The sequence below is a fragment of the Novosphingobium sp. EMRT-2 genome (genome assembly GCF_005145025.1).
Taxonomy (GTDB): Bacteria; Pseudomonadota; Alphaproteobacteria; order Sphingomonadales; family Sphingomonadaceae; genus Novosphingobium.
In genome coordinates this window covers 256,101-270,904 of the sequence record NZ_CP039695.1, presented here as the reverse complement: position 1 = coordinate 270,904, position 14,804 = coordinate 256,101, and the positions used below count along the sequence as shown (strand labels likewise).

Sequence of the window (14,804 nt, the reverse complement as noted above, 5' to 3'; positions counted from 1 at the left end):
CTCACTTCGACGCCCCAGCAAACCGAGACGTCGCGTCCTGCGGCCGGAACCGGCGATCATAGCCGGGCGCGTAGAGGCTGCTCTCGGCAAAATCCCCCGCCTCCAGCACCCGCCCGACCAAGATCAGCGCAGTACGCTCCATGCTACCCGCGACGGCTTCCTCAATGGTTGCGAGCGTGGCGCGCACCACCCGCTGGTCTGGCCAGCTTGCCCGCCAGACCACCGCGACCGGACAATCCGCGCCATAGGCGGGGACCAGATCGGCCACCACGGTCGCGAGGTTGTGGATCGACAGATGAATGGCCAGCGTCGCGCCGGTCACTGCGAAATTGGCCAGGCTTTCGGCGGGCGGCATTGTGCTGGCCCGGCCCGGCGTGCGGGTCAGCACCAGCGATTGCGACAGTTCGGGCAGCGTCAGTTCCGCCTCAAGCGCGGCGGCGGCGGCGGCGAAGGCGGGCACTCCGGGCGTGACCGTGAAGGGAATGTCCATCGCGCGCAGGCGGCGCAGTTGTTCGCCCATCGCCGACCAGACCGAAAGGTCACCCGAATGGAGCCGCGCGACATCCTGCCCGGCGGCATGGGCAGCGGCGATCTCGGCCATGATCCCGTCCAGTTCCAGCGGCGCGGTGTTGATGATGCGCGCGCCAGGCGGGCAATGCGCTAGCACCGCCTCCGGCACCAGCGAACCGGCATAGAGGCACACCGGGCTAGCCGCGATCAGGTCGCGCCCGCGCAGGGTCAGAAGGTCGGGCGCGCCGGGGCCAGCGCCGATGAAATGCACGTTCATGTCGATTGTCCTTTGACGATGGCGCAGGTGGCCATGCGATCGGGCGAGATATGGCGCGGCCCAAGCAGGCACGCGCCCTGGCCTGCCGCGGCGAGAGCACTGGCTTCGGCGAGGCTGCCGGTGCCGTGCGCGGCCAGGCTGGCGGCGGATCGGGTGATCGTCGGAACAGCGGCCAGCGCTGCAGACTCCACCCCGGTCAGCGGCAGGCCTAACGCTTCGGCCAATGGGGCCAGCGCCGCCAGCTTGTCGCACGCGGTGGCGAGATGAGTGACTGGTGGGTGCCCCTGCTGCGCCAGCAGGAATGCCGCGCGCAGCGAAGCCAGGCTCGCACCCGAGCGGAAGCCGAAGCCTGCAATGATCACAACACCACGCTCCACTGCACTACGGGATAGCGCGCGCGCCAGCCCCGCCGGGTTCCGAGCGGCGCGGCATCGGCCAGTTCGATCCGCAGGAGACTGCCGGCTTTTTCTCCGTGCCACCGGATCAGCAGCGCTTCGGATTCCAGCGTCACCGCGTTGGCGACCAACCGGGTCCCGGCGGGGAGGCGCGCCCAGAGTGTTTCCAGCAAGGCATCCGACAGCCCGCCGCCGATGAACACGGCATCGGGCACCGGTCCATTGGGCAGGACATCGGGCGCGGCGCCGGTCAGCAGGTCAAGCCGGTCCACGCCCAGCGCCGTCGCATTGGCACGCGCACGCTCGACCCGCACCGGATCGGCCTCGATCGCGCAGGCCCGGTTCGCCGGATGGGCCAGCAGCCATTCGACGCCCACCGACCCCGATCCCGCGCCGATATCCCACAACAGATCGCCCGCGCGTGGTGCCAGTGCCGACATGGTAAGCGCCCGCACCGGGCTCTTGGTCAGTTGCCCGTCGGACGCAAACCAGTCGTCCGGTCGTCCCGGCGTCAGCGGCAGGGTGCTTCCGTCCCCGGCACATTCGATGCCAACGGCGACGGGGTGAGCCACATCCGCAAAGAGCAGCCCATCGGCGGCTGCGCTGCGGACCCTTTCGCGCGGGCCGCCCAGCGCTTCCATCACATGCAGCGTCGAAGGGCCAAATCCCTGCCGTGTCAGATAGTCGGCCAGCGTTGCCACGGCATCGCCATCGCGCAGCAGCGCGAGCACGCGCCGCTCCGGCGCCAGATGCGGGCGAAGCCGCTCCAGCGGGGCGGCGTGAAGGCCAAGGCAGGCCACGTCCTGAAGCGGCCAGCCCAGCCGGGCCGCCGCCAGAGTAAAGGTGGAAGGCGCGGGGATCGCGGTCCATTCCTCCCGCTCCAACGCCAGCGTCACGCTGCTTCCCGCGCCGAACCAGAAGGGATCGCCCGAAGCCAGCATGACCACGCGTCGCCCGCGCTGCGCGAGCAGCACGGCGATGCCATCGGCAAAGGGCACTGGCCATTCGATCGCCGGACATCTAAGCGCGGGGAGCAGCGCAAGGTGACGGGCTGGTCCCATGACCATCTCAGCCTTCGCCAGCGCGGCCTGTGCAGCGGGACCGAGGCCATTCACCCCGTCCTCGCCGACGCCGATGATCGTCAACCATGGGGAGGAAACCGTGTCAGCCATGCCCAACATCCTCCTGCTGGGCGGCACGACGGAGGCCAGCGCGCTGGCACGCCTGCTGGCGAACGCGGGCGTCCCGGCAACGCTCAGCTATGCCGGTCGAACGGATAATCCCCGCCCCCAGCCGGTGCCGGTGCGGATCGGCGGCTTCGGTGGTGTGACAGGTCTCGCCACCTATCTGCGCGACCGCGCGATCACCCATCTCATCGACGCCACCCACCCCTTTGCGGCGACGATGAGCGCACATGCGATAGCGGCGGCACGGGAAGTGGGCGTTCCCCTCGTCGCCCTGTCCCGTCCTGCCTGGCAGCCCATCGCGGGTGATCGCTGGAGCCGCGTTCCCGACATCGACAGCGCAGTTTCCGCCCTCGCCGGCCCCGCCCGCCGCGTCATGCTGGCATTGGGACGCATGCATGTGGACGCCTTCGCTGCCCAGCCGCAGCACCACTATCTTCTGCGCTTCGTCGATGCGCCGGACCAGCCGCCCGCCCTGCCCCGGCACACCCTGATCGTGGATCACGGGCCGTTCACGTCGGAAGGCGACCGCGCGCTCATGCAAGCCCACGCCATCGATCTGGTGGTTTGCAAGAACGCCGGCGGCATAGGCGCCGAAGCCAAGCTGATTGCCGCGCGCGAACTGGGTGTGCCGGTGCTGATGATCGACCGGCCCGCCCTGCCCGACCGGATGGAAGTCTATCGTCCCGAAGACGTGCTCGCGTGGCTGGATCACGATACAGCCTCCGGCACGAAGCGCGGAGTGTAGAGGATCGGACGCTCCGCCCGTTCGATGATGCGGGTGTGGCTCGATCCCACGATGACCATCGTACGCATGTCGGCCATCTCGGGCCGGGCCTCGCCCAGCGATGCTACCGTCAAGTTCTCATCCAGCGTGGAGACGGCACGGGCAAACAGGATCGGGCGATCATCGCCACAAGCCTCGCGCAGCACCTCCAGCACCCGCGCAAAGCCTTCCGGCCGGGCCTTCGAGCGCGGATTGTAGAAAGCCATTGCGAAATCGGCCTCTGCCGCCAGTCGCAGGCGCTTTTCGATCAGCGGCCAGGGCTTGAGATTGTCCGAAAGGTTGATCGCGCAGAAATCGTGCCCTAGCGGCGCCCCGGCCCGCGCACTGGCGGCCAGCATAGCGGTGATTCCGGGCAGCACCCGGATATCGAGATCGCGCCAATGCGCGGGACCGGCCTCGAGCGCCTCGAACATGGCGGCGGCCATCGCGAAAACGCCGGGATCGCCCGAAGAGACGACCACCACGCGCCGTCCTTGCGACGCCAGCTCCAATGCCAGGGCAGCGCGATCCAACTCCACCCGGTTGTCCGACGAATGCAGAACCAGCCCCTCGCGCGGGGCCACCCGGGCGACATAGGGGATATAGCCCACGACATCGCTAGCTTCGGCCAGCGCCGCGCTGACTTCGGGCGTAACCAGCGCCGCGTCCCCCGGCCCCAGCCCGACAATGGCAAGCCAGCCGCTAATGGCCTGCGCCGCGTTCATGGCCTGCGTCCTTGGCCGTGAATCAGCAGGATCGAGAAATAGGGCGTAACACTCTCCGCTTCGGTCAGCCGTGTCACCCGCTGGCCGGGCATGGCGGCATGCTCCACCAGCCAGGCCGCGTCCTCGCGCCCGGCGGCGGCAACCGCGCGGCGCAGCTTGGGAAGGTTGCGCCCGATCTTCATCACCACGAGCGCATCGGTATCCCTGATCCGCCGTGCCAGTTCGTCCTCGGGCAGGGTCGCCATGGCCACGGTCAGAACGTCGTCGCCCCAGGTGATGGGCTGGCCCGTGGCATTCCAAGCGCCGGCCATGCCGGTGATGCCCGGCACCACGCTGATCGGCACCACGCCCGACAACCGGGCATGGAGATGCATGAACGAGCCGTAGAAGAACGGATCACCCTCGCACAGAACCACTACGTCCTCACCCGCCCCCGCCAATGCCGCCAAACGTTCGGTGCATTCGGCATAAAAGGCGGAAAGGCAGGCGTTGTAGCCTGGATCGGATACCGGAATCTCGGTCGTCACCGGATATTCCATCGGGATTTCGACGACATCCTCGCGCAGCATGCCCTCGGCGATGCTGCGGGCTTGCCCCGGCCTTCCGGCCTTGCGGAAATAAGCGACATGGAGCGCCCCGCGCACCAGCCGGTCAGCGCGCACGCTCAACAGATCGGGTGCGCCGGGTCCAAGGCCCACGCCATGGATCGTCCCCACACCGTGAACCGTTCCGACCTCGATCGAGCTTGGGAGCACACTCATTCCACGCGGCTCGCCAGCGCGTTGACCGCTGCGACCGTGATCGCGCTGCCGCCAAGCCGCCCCTCAACGATGCAGCAGGGCACCGGCGGTGCCTCCCAAAGTGCCGCTTTCGATTCCACCGCACCCACGAAGCCCACCGGGCAACCGATGATCGCCGCCGGGCGCGGGCATTCCAGGTCTTCCAGCATGTTCAGCAGGTGGAACAGCGCGGTGGGCGCATTGCCGATGGCCACCACCGCGCCCGCCAGATGCGGTCGCCACAGTTCCAGCGCGGCGGCGGAGCGGGTGTTTGCCATTTCCCGGGCCATCGCAGGAACTTCCGGCTCGTTCAGCGTGCAGACGATCGGATTGGCCGCGGGCAGGCGGGCGCGGGTGATCCCTTCGGACACCATCCGCGCGTCGCACAGGATCGGTGCGCCACCAGCCAGCGCCCCGCGCGCGGCTTCGGCAAAGCCCGCCGAAAAGCGGATATGCGCAGCCAGTTCCACCATCCCGGCGGCGTGGATCATACGCACCGCTACCGGCTCCTCCTCGGCCGAGAAGCGGGCAAGATCGGCCTCCGCGCGGATTGTCGCGAAGGACTGGCGATAGATCGCCGCGCCATTGGTTTCATAGACGTGCGGCATCAGGGCGCCTTTCGAACTGGGCAAGAAGCTCCGCCCGGCTGAGGGCGGCGGACGCTGGAATTGAATTGAAGGCGAGATCGTAGAGTCCCCCCCGTCCCGTCACGGTCACGTCAGCCGGGCGGGAGCAGGCGCAAGCCTTGTCGCAACCCGAAACATGCAGTTGGCCTGCGATCTGAGGCGCAAGACATCGGCCAAGGTCGCGGGTCTCAACCGTGGCCTGCGGACAGTCCGGCGCGCCGGGACAAGCGTCGGCGCGCAGCAATGAGTCTACCGGATCATCAATCAGGCCTTCGATGGGGACGAACCGGGCCTCTTCGAGAAGGAAGACGCGCCAGGGCGTGATCCTGATTGCCGGGGCGGACCTTGCCGCCTCAGCCAGCACACGGGCATTCACCCGGCCGAACGGCACCCCATAGGCCGAGCCGCGCGCATAGGCTCCCGGCACAATGGCGGCAGCGGATAATGCGGGCTTGCTACGCCCCGTCAGTCCGGCAGGCAGCTCGGCCCGATGGCGCGCCATCCGGCCTGCGTCAGCCCCACCGCTTTGAGCGAACCACCGCGCGAGCGAAATCAGCCCATCGACTTCCCGCCCGGGCGCAACCTCAATGCCGTGCGCGCGGCCCTCGGCGCGCAGAATCAGGCCGCCATCCTCGCCCCGCTCGATCCGGAAATCGCCCGGCTCATTCGCCAGAATGCGGCGCGGGCCAGCGTCCACCACGAACCCGGCCTTCCCCGGAAGTTCGGGCAGTTCGTCCAATCGACCCAGCAATTCGGAGGCTATGCGATGGCTGTCATCACCCACCTGCCAGTCGGGCGCGACGAGCATGTTGCGGCGGCTTTCGCTGGCGGGATCGGCATCGACCAGATCCAGCGCAAGCAAGTGCTCCAGCTGGGCGCGCCAATCCGCTTTGGCCACGCCCCTGATCTGGAGATTGGCCCGGCGGGTCACGTCCACCAGCCCGTTGCCCCATGCGGCAGCGGCCTCACACAGCGCCAACACCTGCTCACGCATAAGCCGACCCAGCCTCGGCTTGATCCTTACCAGCAGGCCGTCGCCCGACATCATCGGGCGCCAGGCATCGGGGCACCAGCCTTTCACCGCAAAACTGCTCATACCGCGCCTCCAAGGCTGGCGAGGATGGAGTTGCGCCGCGTCTGCCACAGTCCAGCAGCGTGGAGCGCGGCAAAGCGGGCTTCCATCGCCGCCAGCGCGCCGGGATTCTCCCGCGCAAGGAAGGCGCGCACCTCGGGCTCGCCCAGCGTGGCATCGTGATAGATGTCGAACATCTGCGGCGGTACGCTGCCGGAAAGATGCGCGAAAGCGCCAAGATGATCGAGCGTCGCCGCCAGTTCAGCCCCTCCGCGAAAGCCATGCCGCATCATGCCCGTCACCCAGCCGGGATGCGCCGCGCGGGCGCGCACCACCCGGGCGATTTCCTCGGTCAGTGTTCGCGCGGTGGGGCGAACCGGATCGCGGTTGTCGAGATGATAGAGTGCCGCCGTGCCGCCCGTGATCGCCTTTGCAGCGGCAAAGCCCGCCTCATGGGCGGCATAATCCATGCTCAGCAACAGGTCGGTCTCGGGCAGATCCTGCAGGTGAACGAAGGCATCGGCCCCCGCCACGCGCTGCGCCAGCCCGTCGGTATCGGCCACGCCATCCGCCCCTTCGGACGCAGTATCGAGCACATGATCCGATGCCGCCAGCCATGCTTCGCCCGCCGCGCGGCGGGCCTCATCGGTATAGGTCTCGGCTGCGTCACCAAGGCCCAGACCATAACGGCCCGGAGCCGGACCATAAACGCGCGGAGTAACCAGCTGCCCGGCAAAAGGGTTCCATTCAGCCGGCTCATCGCGCCCGCACAGCGCGCGTACAGCCTGCCCGAACAGCACCGGCAGCGTGGGGAAGGCATCGCGGAACAGGCCCGACACCCGCAAGGTGACGTCAAGGCGCGGTCGGTCCATCACAGCGAGGTTGAGGATTTCCACCCCCGTCACCCGCTCCGACGCCATGTCCCACACCGGCTTCGCGCCCAGGAGGTGCAGCGCCATGGCGAACTCCTCGCCCGCCGTGCGCATCGTCGCCGAACCCCACAGGTCGACCACCAGCCCGCGCGGATAGTCGCCGTGATCCTGAAGGTGCCGACGGATCAGTTCTTCGGCCAGCACCACGCCCTGCGCATATGCGGCGCGCGAAGGCACCGCGCGCGGGTCGATCGTGTAGAGATTGCGCCCGGTCGGCAGCACGTCGCTGCGCCCACGGAAGGGCGAACCTGAAGGCCCCGGAGCCACTCGCCGCCCGTCCAGCGCAGCCAGCAGACCGGCCCGCTCTGCATCCCCATGTTCGCCGCGCCCGAACACGTGCAGCCCGTCGCCGAACTGGCTTTCCTTCACGTCGCATACGAACCGGTCGATCCGGGTGATCGCCTCCACCAGCGTGGTCGCCTGATCCAGCCCAAGCTCGGCCTCCAGCCCCAGCGCCCGCGCCTCTTCGCGAATGTCGCCCTGCAACCGGTCGCGCCGGGCCGGGTCCAGCCCCCCGGCATTGGAGAATTCGTCGAGCAAGGCCTCAAGCCGATGAAGCCCAGCGCCGGTGCCCGACTGCGCCAATGGCGGCGGGGCATGGCCCAGGGTAACCGCCCCGACCCGCCGCTTGGCCTGCGCCGCCTCGCCCGGATCATTGACGATGAAGGGATAGATGACCGGTAGCGAACCGGTCAGCGCCTCGGGCCAGCAGCAATCCGACAGGGCGACCGCCTTGCCCGGCAGCCACTCGAGCGTGCCGTGCGCACCGACATGAACCAGCGCATCGACCCCTTGGACGCGCAGCCAGAGGTAAAACGCCACATAGGCGTGGCGCGGACAGCGGGAGAGATCGTGATAGTCCCTATCGCGGCTTGCGGCATGGCCACGCTCCGGCTGCAGGGCGATGCTGGCGTTTCGCACGGTCGTTGCAGCAAAGCGGAACGAACCATCGACAACCGCTTCGTCATCCTCTGGCTCGCCCCAAGCCGCCGCCAGATCGCTGCGCAATTCCTCGGGCAATTCAGCCAGCGCGTGGCGATAGTCGGCAACCGGCCAGCAGACCTGTTCGCACTGCAACGCGGTCGTCAAATCCGCGCCTTGCCCCACTGCGTACCCCGCCTCGGCGAGATAACCCAGCATGGCCTGTGCCGAGGCCAGCGCATCCAGCCCCACGGCATGCGCCATCTGGTGCGCCTTGCCCGGATAGGTCGAAAGCACCAGCGCCAACCGGCGTTCCCCCGCCGGCTTCTGCGCCAGGGCGATCCACCCGGCCACCCGTTCCGCAATCGCCTCAACCCGCCCCAAATCCGCGCGATGCACGCCGCGCGAAAAGGCAAGGTCCGGGTCGCGCTCGCTGGCTTCCTTGAAGCTCGCGACCCCCGCCAGGATCCGCCCGTCGATCTCGGGCAGCACCACATGCATCGCGAGATCCGCCGGGGAAAGCCCGCGCGAAGCCGCCGCCCAGGCATCACGGCCCGAAGTCGCCAGCGCGATCTGGAACACCGGAACGCCCGCTCCATCGAGCGGCGTATCCCCATCCTCGCCCCGCGCCGAAAATGCCGTAGCATTGACGATTGCGGCCGGCGCCAGAGCGCGCACCCACTCGTCCATCTGCCTGCGCACTTCCTGCGCTTTCAGCGAGGGAGCAAAGATCGAGAGCGTATCGAAGCCGCGCCGCTCCAGCGCTCCATGCAAGGCTACGAAGGGATCGAGATCGTGCGCCGTCAGGTAGGAGCGATAGAACACGATCAGGACCAGCGGCCGTTCGCCGCGCACGAATGTCTGCGGATCGACAAGCCCCCGCTCTGGATGCCAGAATCCGACTATAGGCAAGGGCTCGCAGTCCGCCTCAGTCCCTCCGCTCAGCCCTGCCGCGCGGGCCAGGACGCCCAGCGCCGCCTCCGCCGCCTGAGCACCTCCCGCCTCGCATAGCCGCGACAGCTCCCGCAGAGCGGACGCCGGAACCGTCGACACGCTATCCAGCCGCTCGTCAGGGCGGCCATCGCCCGAAATGACCGCCAGCGCCATCCCGCGCGAGCGGGCCAGCGCCTCGACCTGCTGGAGACCATAGCTCCAGTAGGGCGTGCCGCCGATCAGCCGGATCAGGATGGCCCGCGCACCCGATAGCGTCCGTTCAAGATAGGTATCGACCGAGAGCGGATGCGCCAGCGCGGCCAGATTGGCGAGCCGCAGGTCCGGAAAGGCTGCATCGCGCGCCCGCGCCAAACGCCATCCGCCCGCGAAAGCGCCCAGGTCGCTGTCCGAGAAGGACAGGACCACAAGATCCGCGGGCTCCTGCCCCAGATCCTGCGGGACGGCGGTTTCCTCCATCCCGTGGGTTTCGCGGAAGATAACGTGCATCGGCAGCGGTCAGTCTTGCAGCACAGCGTGCAGAACGCCGTGGTCGATCGCGTCATGCTCGGCGATGGCGACCAGCGTTGTGCGCCGCGCCTCACCGGGCCGCCACGGGCGATCATAATGATGGCGCACACGAGTACCCACGGCCTGCACTAGCAAGCGCATCGGCTTACCGGTCACGGCGGCATAGCCCTTCACCCGCAGGATACCATGATCGCGCGCCAGCGTTTCGATCCGGCCCACAAGGTCCGTCGGATCGGCAATCTCATCGAGCGCGATCACCGTGCTGTCGAAGTCCTCGTGCTCGTGATCATCGTCACCATCATGATGCGAAGGGCGCGAGGCAATGTCATCCTCGGCGGCAGAACCAAGCCCCAGGATGACGCGCGGATCGATGACACCTTCGGTCAGCTCGATCACCGGCACCGGGCGCGGAGCCTCGGCGGCGATCACCGCGCGCGCGGCGGCGACACCTTCCGCCCCGGCCAGATCGACCTTGGTCAGCAGGACCATGTCGGCGCAGGCCAGCTGATCCTCGAACACTTCGGACAGCGGGGTTTCGTGATCGATGCCGGGATCGGCGGCGCGCTGGGCATCAAGTGCCGCCACATCAGGCGCGAAACGCCCGGCCGCCACCGCTTCGGCATCGGCCAGCGCCAGCACGCCGTCCACGGTGATCCGGCTACGGATCGCGGGCCAGTCGAACGCTTTGAGCAGCGGTTTGGGCAGCGCCAACCCCGACGTCTCGATCAGGATGTGGTCGGGGCGCGGTTCGAGCGCGAGCAGCTTTTCCACCGTCGGGATAAAATCGTCGGCCACGGTGCAGCAGATGCAGCCATTGGCCAATTCGACGATGTTCTCCGCCGGACAGTCGGGAACGGCACAGGATGCAAGAATATCGCCATCGACGCCCAGCGTGCCGAATTCATTGACCACCACCGCCAGCCGCCGCCCGCCGGCATTGCGGATCAGATGGCTGATGAGCGTGGTTTTCCCGGCGCCCAGAAAGCCGGTAACGATGGTGACAGGCACCTTGGACAGGTCGGTCACATGCAATCCCCCGCGCGCCAGAGCGAGAACAGGCGGGGCTTGCCGGACGTTGTCCGGCCGGCGCGCGAGCGACGGGCGGGCGCCGCAAGGCACCCGTCACCACACGGCCGTGCAGCCCCAGCCGCACAGCTTCGTCGCTCAGACGGAGAGTTACCGTGCCATGACCATCCCCTGGATCAGGCAAGAGCGACCGGTGCGCCGGCAGGTCTCCTGGCTCGCGGGTCACAGCTTGATGCACGCCTTCCCGGATTTGCACTGATGCCCAGCATCATGCATTGCCCAGTGGCCGCCCCTCACGAAGAGAGGCATGTGCATCGCGCTATCCGCTTACAGTTGCAGGGACAGCCGCGGATTTGGGAGCGAACCCCCGCACCGCATTCCCGATTAAGCCCCTTGCGGGGCACCGGCGCGATCATCGAAGGACGGGCAAGCCCGATCCTTCAGACCTGCCCCTAGACGAAAATGTCGGCCAAGCCAATTGGCGTTCTGGCTTCATCCTCTTCGCGCCATCGCCTTATCACAGCAGGGTCCGCCGCAAGCTGCTCGATCGCAAGGCAGGGATAGGTCCAAAGTGAAATCTCGGTTGTGCCCTTCTTGATCCTCGATATCCCCGACAGCGCCAGGCGGCCGTCCTTGCCCCACCGAATTCGCTCACGGGACGTGATACCAAGTATTTGCTCGACCTGCCCTTGGCTAATCGGCTTGCACGCGATCCTGAACAATCTTTCCCGCAGCCTCATGATGAGCTGTTCTGCGGCCTGCCGCGAACCTGCATCAAAGACACAGCTTTGGCTGGATTTGATGAAAGTTCCGCCGGAACGCACCATAAACATTCGAATGGCAGCGTCGCGCTCGCCGTGATGCACCCGCAGCCCGAGCGGCATTCGGACGTCGAGATTGATCGAGACGGCCCAGGAATCGTCGCAATGCTTCATCACGACGCAGCGATTGCCATGGCGACGATCAGGCAACGGCGGACACCTCGATCTCGTCAAATCGCTTCCATCGATAGATCGCGAAACTGGCCAGCCAGCACAGCACGAAAAGGCCGATGATCGCGAACCCCAGACTGTTGAAATTCTCGCCCAGTTCGGTCGCCAGACTCCATGGCCATCCGGTCAGGCCCAACTTCTCGCCGATCAGCGCCAGCGTCTCGATGCCGCCGATGACGATGGCCACGATCGCCGAAATCAGGGTGATGGTGATATTGTAGTAGAGCTTACGGATCGGCTTGACGAAGGCCCATTCATAGGCGCCGAGCATCACCACGCCGTCCAGTGTATCGATCAGCGCCATGCCCGCCGCGAACAGCGCGGGCAGGACAAGAATCGTGCCGATCGACAAGCCATTGGCGGCCTGGCTAGCCGACATGCCCAGAATGGCGACTTCGGTCGCGGTATCGAACCCCAATCCGAACAGGAAGCCCAGCGGTGCCATGTGCCAGCTCCTGTTCACCAGCCGGAACATGGGCCGGAACAATCTTGAGAGCAGCCCACGCCCGCTCAGAAGCAGATCAAGGTCGTCGTCAGCATAGCTTCCCCCAGTGCGGACATGGGCAAAGGTTCGCCACACCGAGCGCAGAATCACGAGATTCATACCGGCAATGGCGAAGAGAAACAGCGCGGAGATCACGGTCGCGATCATTCCGCCGAGATCCCTGAATGCGCCGCCGTCCGACAAGGCGCTCGTCGTCAGCGCGATGGTGATCGACGCGATGGCAATGATCCCGGAATGACCGAAAGCGAACCAGAATCCGACCAAAACCGGTCGCTGACCATCTTGCATCAGCTTGCGGGTCACATTGTCGATCGCCGCGATATGATCGGCATCGACCGCGTGACGCAGCCCGAGCCCCCAGGCAAGCAAGGCAGTGCCCAGCATCAGGGGCTGCGCGTAAAATTGGCTCCACGCCCATATCCAAACGGCGATGTTCGCGAGAATTAGTGACGAAAACAGAATGACGATGCGTTGGCGCAACAAGGATAGTGAAGGTTCGGCAGAAGCGGTCATGATCGATCCCGGATCGAGGAAAACGCCGCGCGGCAGGAATGATCCACCGCGCGGCATTGTTGGCATGGCTGTCAGAATGTGAACTTGGCACCCAATCTCACGGTGCGAGGCTCGACGACGCGGCTGAGCCGATCTTCAACCGGACCGCCTGCGTCAAAGGCGGGAATGTAGGACTCGTAGTAGTAGGCGATGTCCTTGTCCCGGCTGCCGAGGACATTCAGCACCTCGCCGTAAATCTCGACCCGCTTGCCCTTCCATGCCGCGCGGGCATTGAAGACCGTGCTGCCGGAATCACGGATGCTATTGTCCTCGACCAGGGGTGAAGGGCCGAGATGACGCACCCGGAGGCTCGCCTCCCATGGATCGAGAACCAGAGCAACACCGGCCGACGCTGCGTTTTCGAACGCGTTGGGAATATGATCGCCGTTGTCGTAGCGCGCGTGGCTGGCAGTGAAGTTGCCATCGAGCGCAAGCCATGGAAACGGCCGCCAGAATGCAACGATTTCATAGCCGCGCCTTCGACTGGCCCCCGACGGTTCGACGGCATTGGAATCACCCACAAAGCGCAGTTCACTGCCGACATGCAGCCACCAGTATGTCGCTGTCAGGCTCACGCCGGAGAATTGCAGGCGCGCGCCCAGTTCCTTGCCGGTGCCGCGGACGAGCACCGGGACAGGACTGGCCGTATTCACCGCACCGCGAACATCGTTGGAATGGAAACCCCTGCCCCAGTTGGCGTAGACCTCGAAATGCGGCGTGATCCGATAGGCCAAGGCAGCCTTTGGCGAGATGATCGCGTCGGAGCCACTCCCCTCCCCCAGCGAGATGGCAGCCGGATCGCGCGCCTCGACAGAATGGTGGTAATAGTCTCCGCGCAGGCCGCCCGTCAGGCGCAGCCCTTGGATCGGCGTCCAGGTTGCCTCGCCATAAAGGGCGGACGACAGTTCCTTGACGCGATAGTGACCAAGCGAGGCCAGGAACGTGCGGTCGGCGGTGCGGTCAACGCCGACATTGCCGATGGCGTCATACCGGTTCTCGGTGCCCACCGTCAGCGACAGACCGGGTGCAGGTTCCCAGCGCTTCTGTGCCATCAGCCCGAACACCCAGCGCTGGTCGAATTGCCGGATCTGTGCGCTGGTTCCATCGGCGTCGGCATAAGTTGGGTTCGAGAACATCGACCAGTCGTAGAACTGGGCATAGGCATTGGCGCGCCAACTCGGCTGTTCGACCATGATGTTCCCGATCAGCCGTGTGGTTTCGCCACGCGCGGATGGATCAGGAGAGCAGAACACGTCCGGGCACAGAGGCGTGCCGACGACCCGCTCGGGAATCTGCTCGGTCGGGCTCCATGTCGCCCGATAGGCATGAAGTGTAGCCTCAACGGTGCCCGCGCCGACCGGCATGCGGTATTTGGCGAAGCCTGAGTAATGACGCAGGCGTTCTGGCTCCTGCCAGGGACCATCATAGACCTTCGCCTGGCCGACGAGGGTTAGGTCGCCCTGTCCCAAACCGCGAAATGTTCCGCCGACGGCAACCCGGCGCCAGCCATAGGAACCGGCCTCGGCCGATGCCCAGGGCCGTTCGTATTCGTCGATGGTGGACATATAGGCTGCCCCGGCCAGGGCAAAATCGCCTCCATCGGCTCGGTAGGGGCCTTTGCGAAAATCTTCCCGCGCCACGATTTCCGGGATCAGGCCATTGAGATCGAGATAGCCATGACCGTGGCCGTGTGTGCGGAAGTTCATCTGCACACCGTCGATATAGGTCGTGAAGTCCGACCCATGATCGAGGTTGAAGCCGCGCAGGAAATACTGGTTCGCCTTGCCGCTCCCCGAATGCTGGGCCGCCACCATGCCGGGAACCGCTTCCAGGAGCTCGGCCACGCGAAGGAGCGGACGGACCAGCAGATCGGAACCGGCAACGCTGCCTTCGCTGGCGGCATGAGCCGTACCGATCTTCGCTTCACCGCGCCCGAAAACCACGATCTCGCTGCCCGATCGTTCGGCTTCGGCGGCATCGGTTTCTGCCGCCGTTTCGGCATGCGCGAGGGCAGGCAGGATGAGCGCGACGAGCGCGCAACTGGAAAGGAAAGTCTTGGTCACACATAGTCCCCCGGCGTC

General features: G+C 66.4%; 13 protein-coding genes and 1 riboswitch. Of the genes, 1 reads left to right on the top strand and 12 read right to left on the bottom strand.

Annotation, left to right across the window (positions count from 1 at the left end; all coding sequences use genetic code 11):
- Position 1: 1 nt before the first annotated feature.
- Genes cobM through cbiE form a run of 3 tightly spaced genes read right to left on the bottom strand, consistent with a single transcriptional unit; the run spans position 2 to position 2,354 of the window.
- The gene (gene cobM, locus FA702_RS01440; RefSeq protein WP_136954723.1) at positions 2–787 is read right to left on the bottom strand and encodes a precorrin-4 C(11)-methyltransferase; all 786 of its coding nucleotides are present in this window, start codon (positions 785–787) and stop codon (positions 2–4) included.
- Positions 784–1,149 (bottom strand): cobalamin biosynthesis protein, encoded by a 366-nt coding sequence (locus FA702_RS01435; protein WP_136954722.1) that lies wholly within the window; start codon positions 1,147–1,149, stop codon positions 784–786. Before FA702_RS01435 ends, cobM begins: the two co-directional genes overlap by 4 nt.
- Positions 1,146–2,354: a precorrin-6y C5,15-methyltransferase (decarboxylating) subunit CbiE gene (cbiE, locus tag FA702_RS01430; RefSeq protein WP_136954721.1), complete on the bottom strand. Its 1,209-nt coding sequence runs from the start codon at positions 2,352–2,354 to the stop codon at positions 1,146–1,148. The genes FA702_RS01435 and cbiE overlap by 4 nt, the downstream gene beginning before the upstream one ends.
- Here cbiE and FA702_RS01425 point away from each other — a divergent pair.
- A complete protein-coding gene (locus tag FA702_RS01425; protein ID WP_136954720.1) occupies positions 2,353–3,114 on the top strand; it encodes a cobalt-precorrin-6A reductase in 762 nt (253 codons plus the stop codon). The genes cbiE and FA702_RS01425 overlap by 2 nt on opposite strands.
- Here the strand turns inward: FA702_RS01425 and cobJ are convergent.
- From cobJ to FA702_RS01380, 9 genes are all read right to left on the bottom strand, one after another.
- Positions 3,078–3,857 (bottom strand): precorrin-3B C(17)-methyltransferase, encoded by a 780-nt coding sequence (gene cobJ / locus FA702_RS01420; protein ID WP_136954719.1) that lies wholly within the window; start codon positions 3,855–3,857, stop codon positions 3,078–3,080. The two genes, FA702_RS01425 and cobJ, sit on opposite strands and share 37 nt — an antisense overlap.
- Positions 3,854–4,618, bottom strand: a complete 765-nt coding sequence (cobI, locus tag FA702_RS01415) for a precorrin-2 C(20)-methyltransferase (RefSeq protein ID WP_136954718.1) — start codon at positions 4,616–4,618, stop codon at positions 3,854–3,856. The genes cobJ and cobI overlap by 4 nt, the downstream gene beginning before the upstream one ends.
- Positions 4,615–5,244 (bottom strand): precorrin-8X methylmutase, encoded by a 630-nt coding sequence (locus tag FA702_RS01410; RefSeq protein WP_136954717.1) that lies wholly within the window; start codon positions 5,242–5,244, stop codon positions 4,615–4,617. Before FA702_RS01410 ends, cobI begins: the two co-directional genes overlap by 4 nt.
- Positions 5,228–6,358 carry a cobalamin biosynthesis protein CobG gene (locus FA702_RS01405; protein WP_136954716.1) on the bottom strand — a complete coding sequence of 377 codons (1,131 nt, stop codon included), beginning with the start codon at positions 6,356–6,358 and terminating at the stop codon, positions 5,228–5,230. Before FA702_RS01405 ends, FA702_RS01410 begins: the two co-directional genes overlap by 17 nt.
- Positions 6,355–9,627, bottom strand: a complete 3,273-nt coding sequence (gene cobN / locus FA702_RS01400; protein WP_136954715.1) for a cobaltochelatase subunit CobN — start codon at positions 9,625–9,627, stop codon at positions 6,355–6,357. Before cobN ends, FA702_RS01405 begins: the two co-directional genes overlap by 4 nt.
- 9 nt (positions 9,628–9,636) lie before the next feature.
- On the bottom strand, positions 9,637–10,674 hold the full coding sequence (gene cobW, locus FA702_RS01395; protein ID WP_136954714.1) for a cobalamin biosynthesis protein CobW: 1,038 nt from the start codon (positions 10,672–10,674) through the stop codon (positions 9,637–9,639).
- Positions 10,675–10,856: 182 nt separating this feature from the next.
- A riboswitch (cobalamin riboswitch) is annotated at positions 10,857–11,097 on the bottom strand.
- Between the two features lie 29 nt (positions 11,098–11,126).
- A complete protein-coding gene (locus tag FA702_RS01390) occupies positions 11,127–11,645 on the bottom strand; it encodes a hypothetical protein (protein ID WP_136954713.1) in 519 nt (172 codons plus the stop codon).
- Entirely contained in the window at positions 11,638–12,684 is a 1,047-nt protein-coding gene (locus FA702_RS01385) for a HoxN/HupN/NixA family nickel/cobalt transporter (RefSeq protein WP_136954712.1), read from the bottom strand. The genes FA702_RS01390 and FA702_RS01385 overlap by 8 nt, the downstream gene beginning before the upstream one ends.
- 71 nt (positions 12,685–12,755) lie before the next feature.
- Positions 12,756–14,786 (bottom strand): TonB-dependent receptor, encoded by a 2,031-nt coding sequence (locus FA702_RS01380; RefSeq protein ID WP_136954711.1) that lies wholly within the window; start codon positions 14,784–14,786, stop codon positions 12,756–12,758.
- Between the last annotated feature and the right edge of the window lie 18 nt (positions 14,787–14,804).

Bases quoted from the DNA above. Each gene is read 5' to 3' on its own strand.
- cobM (WP_136954723.1), bottom strand. From the start codon at position 787: ATGAACGTGCATTTCATCGGCGCTGGCCCCGGCGCGCCCGACCTTCTG.
- FA702_RS01425 (WP_136954720.1), top strand. From the start codon at position 2,353: ATGCCCAACATCCTCCTGCTGGGCGGCACGACGGAGGCCAGCGCGCTG.
- cbiE (WP_136954721.1), bottom strand. From the start codon at position 2,354: ATGGCTGACACGGTTTCCTCCCCATGGTTGACGATCATCGGCGTCGGC.
- cobJ (WP_136954719.1), bottom strand. From the start codon at position 3,857: ATGAACGCGGCGCAGGCCATTAGCGGCTGGCTTGCCATTGTCGGGCTG.
- cobI (WP_136954718.1), bottom strand. From the start codon at position 4,618: ATGAGTGTGCTCCCAAGCTCGATCGAGGTCGGAACGGTTCACGGTGTG.
- FA702_RS01410 (WP_136954717.1), bottom strand. From the start codon at position 5,244: ATGCCGCACGTCTATGAAACCAATGGCGCGGCGATCTATCGCCAGTCC.
- FA702_RS01405 (WP_136954716.1), bottom strand. From the start codon at position 6,358: ATGAGCAGTTTTGCGGTGAAAGGCTGGTGCCCCGATGCCTGGCGCCCG.
- cobN (WP_136954715.1), bottom strand. From the start codon at position 9,627: ATGCACGTTATCTTCCGCGAAACCCACGGGATGGAGGAAACCGCCGTC.
- FA702_RS01385 (WP_136954712.1), bottom strand. From the start codon at position 12,684: ATGACCGCTTCTGCCGAACCTTCACTATCCTTGTTGCGCCAACGCATC.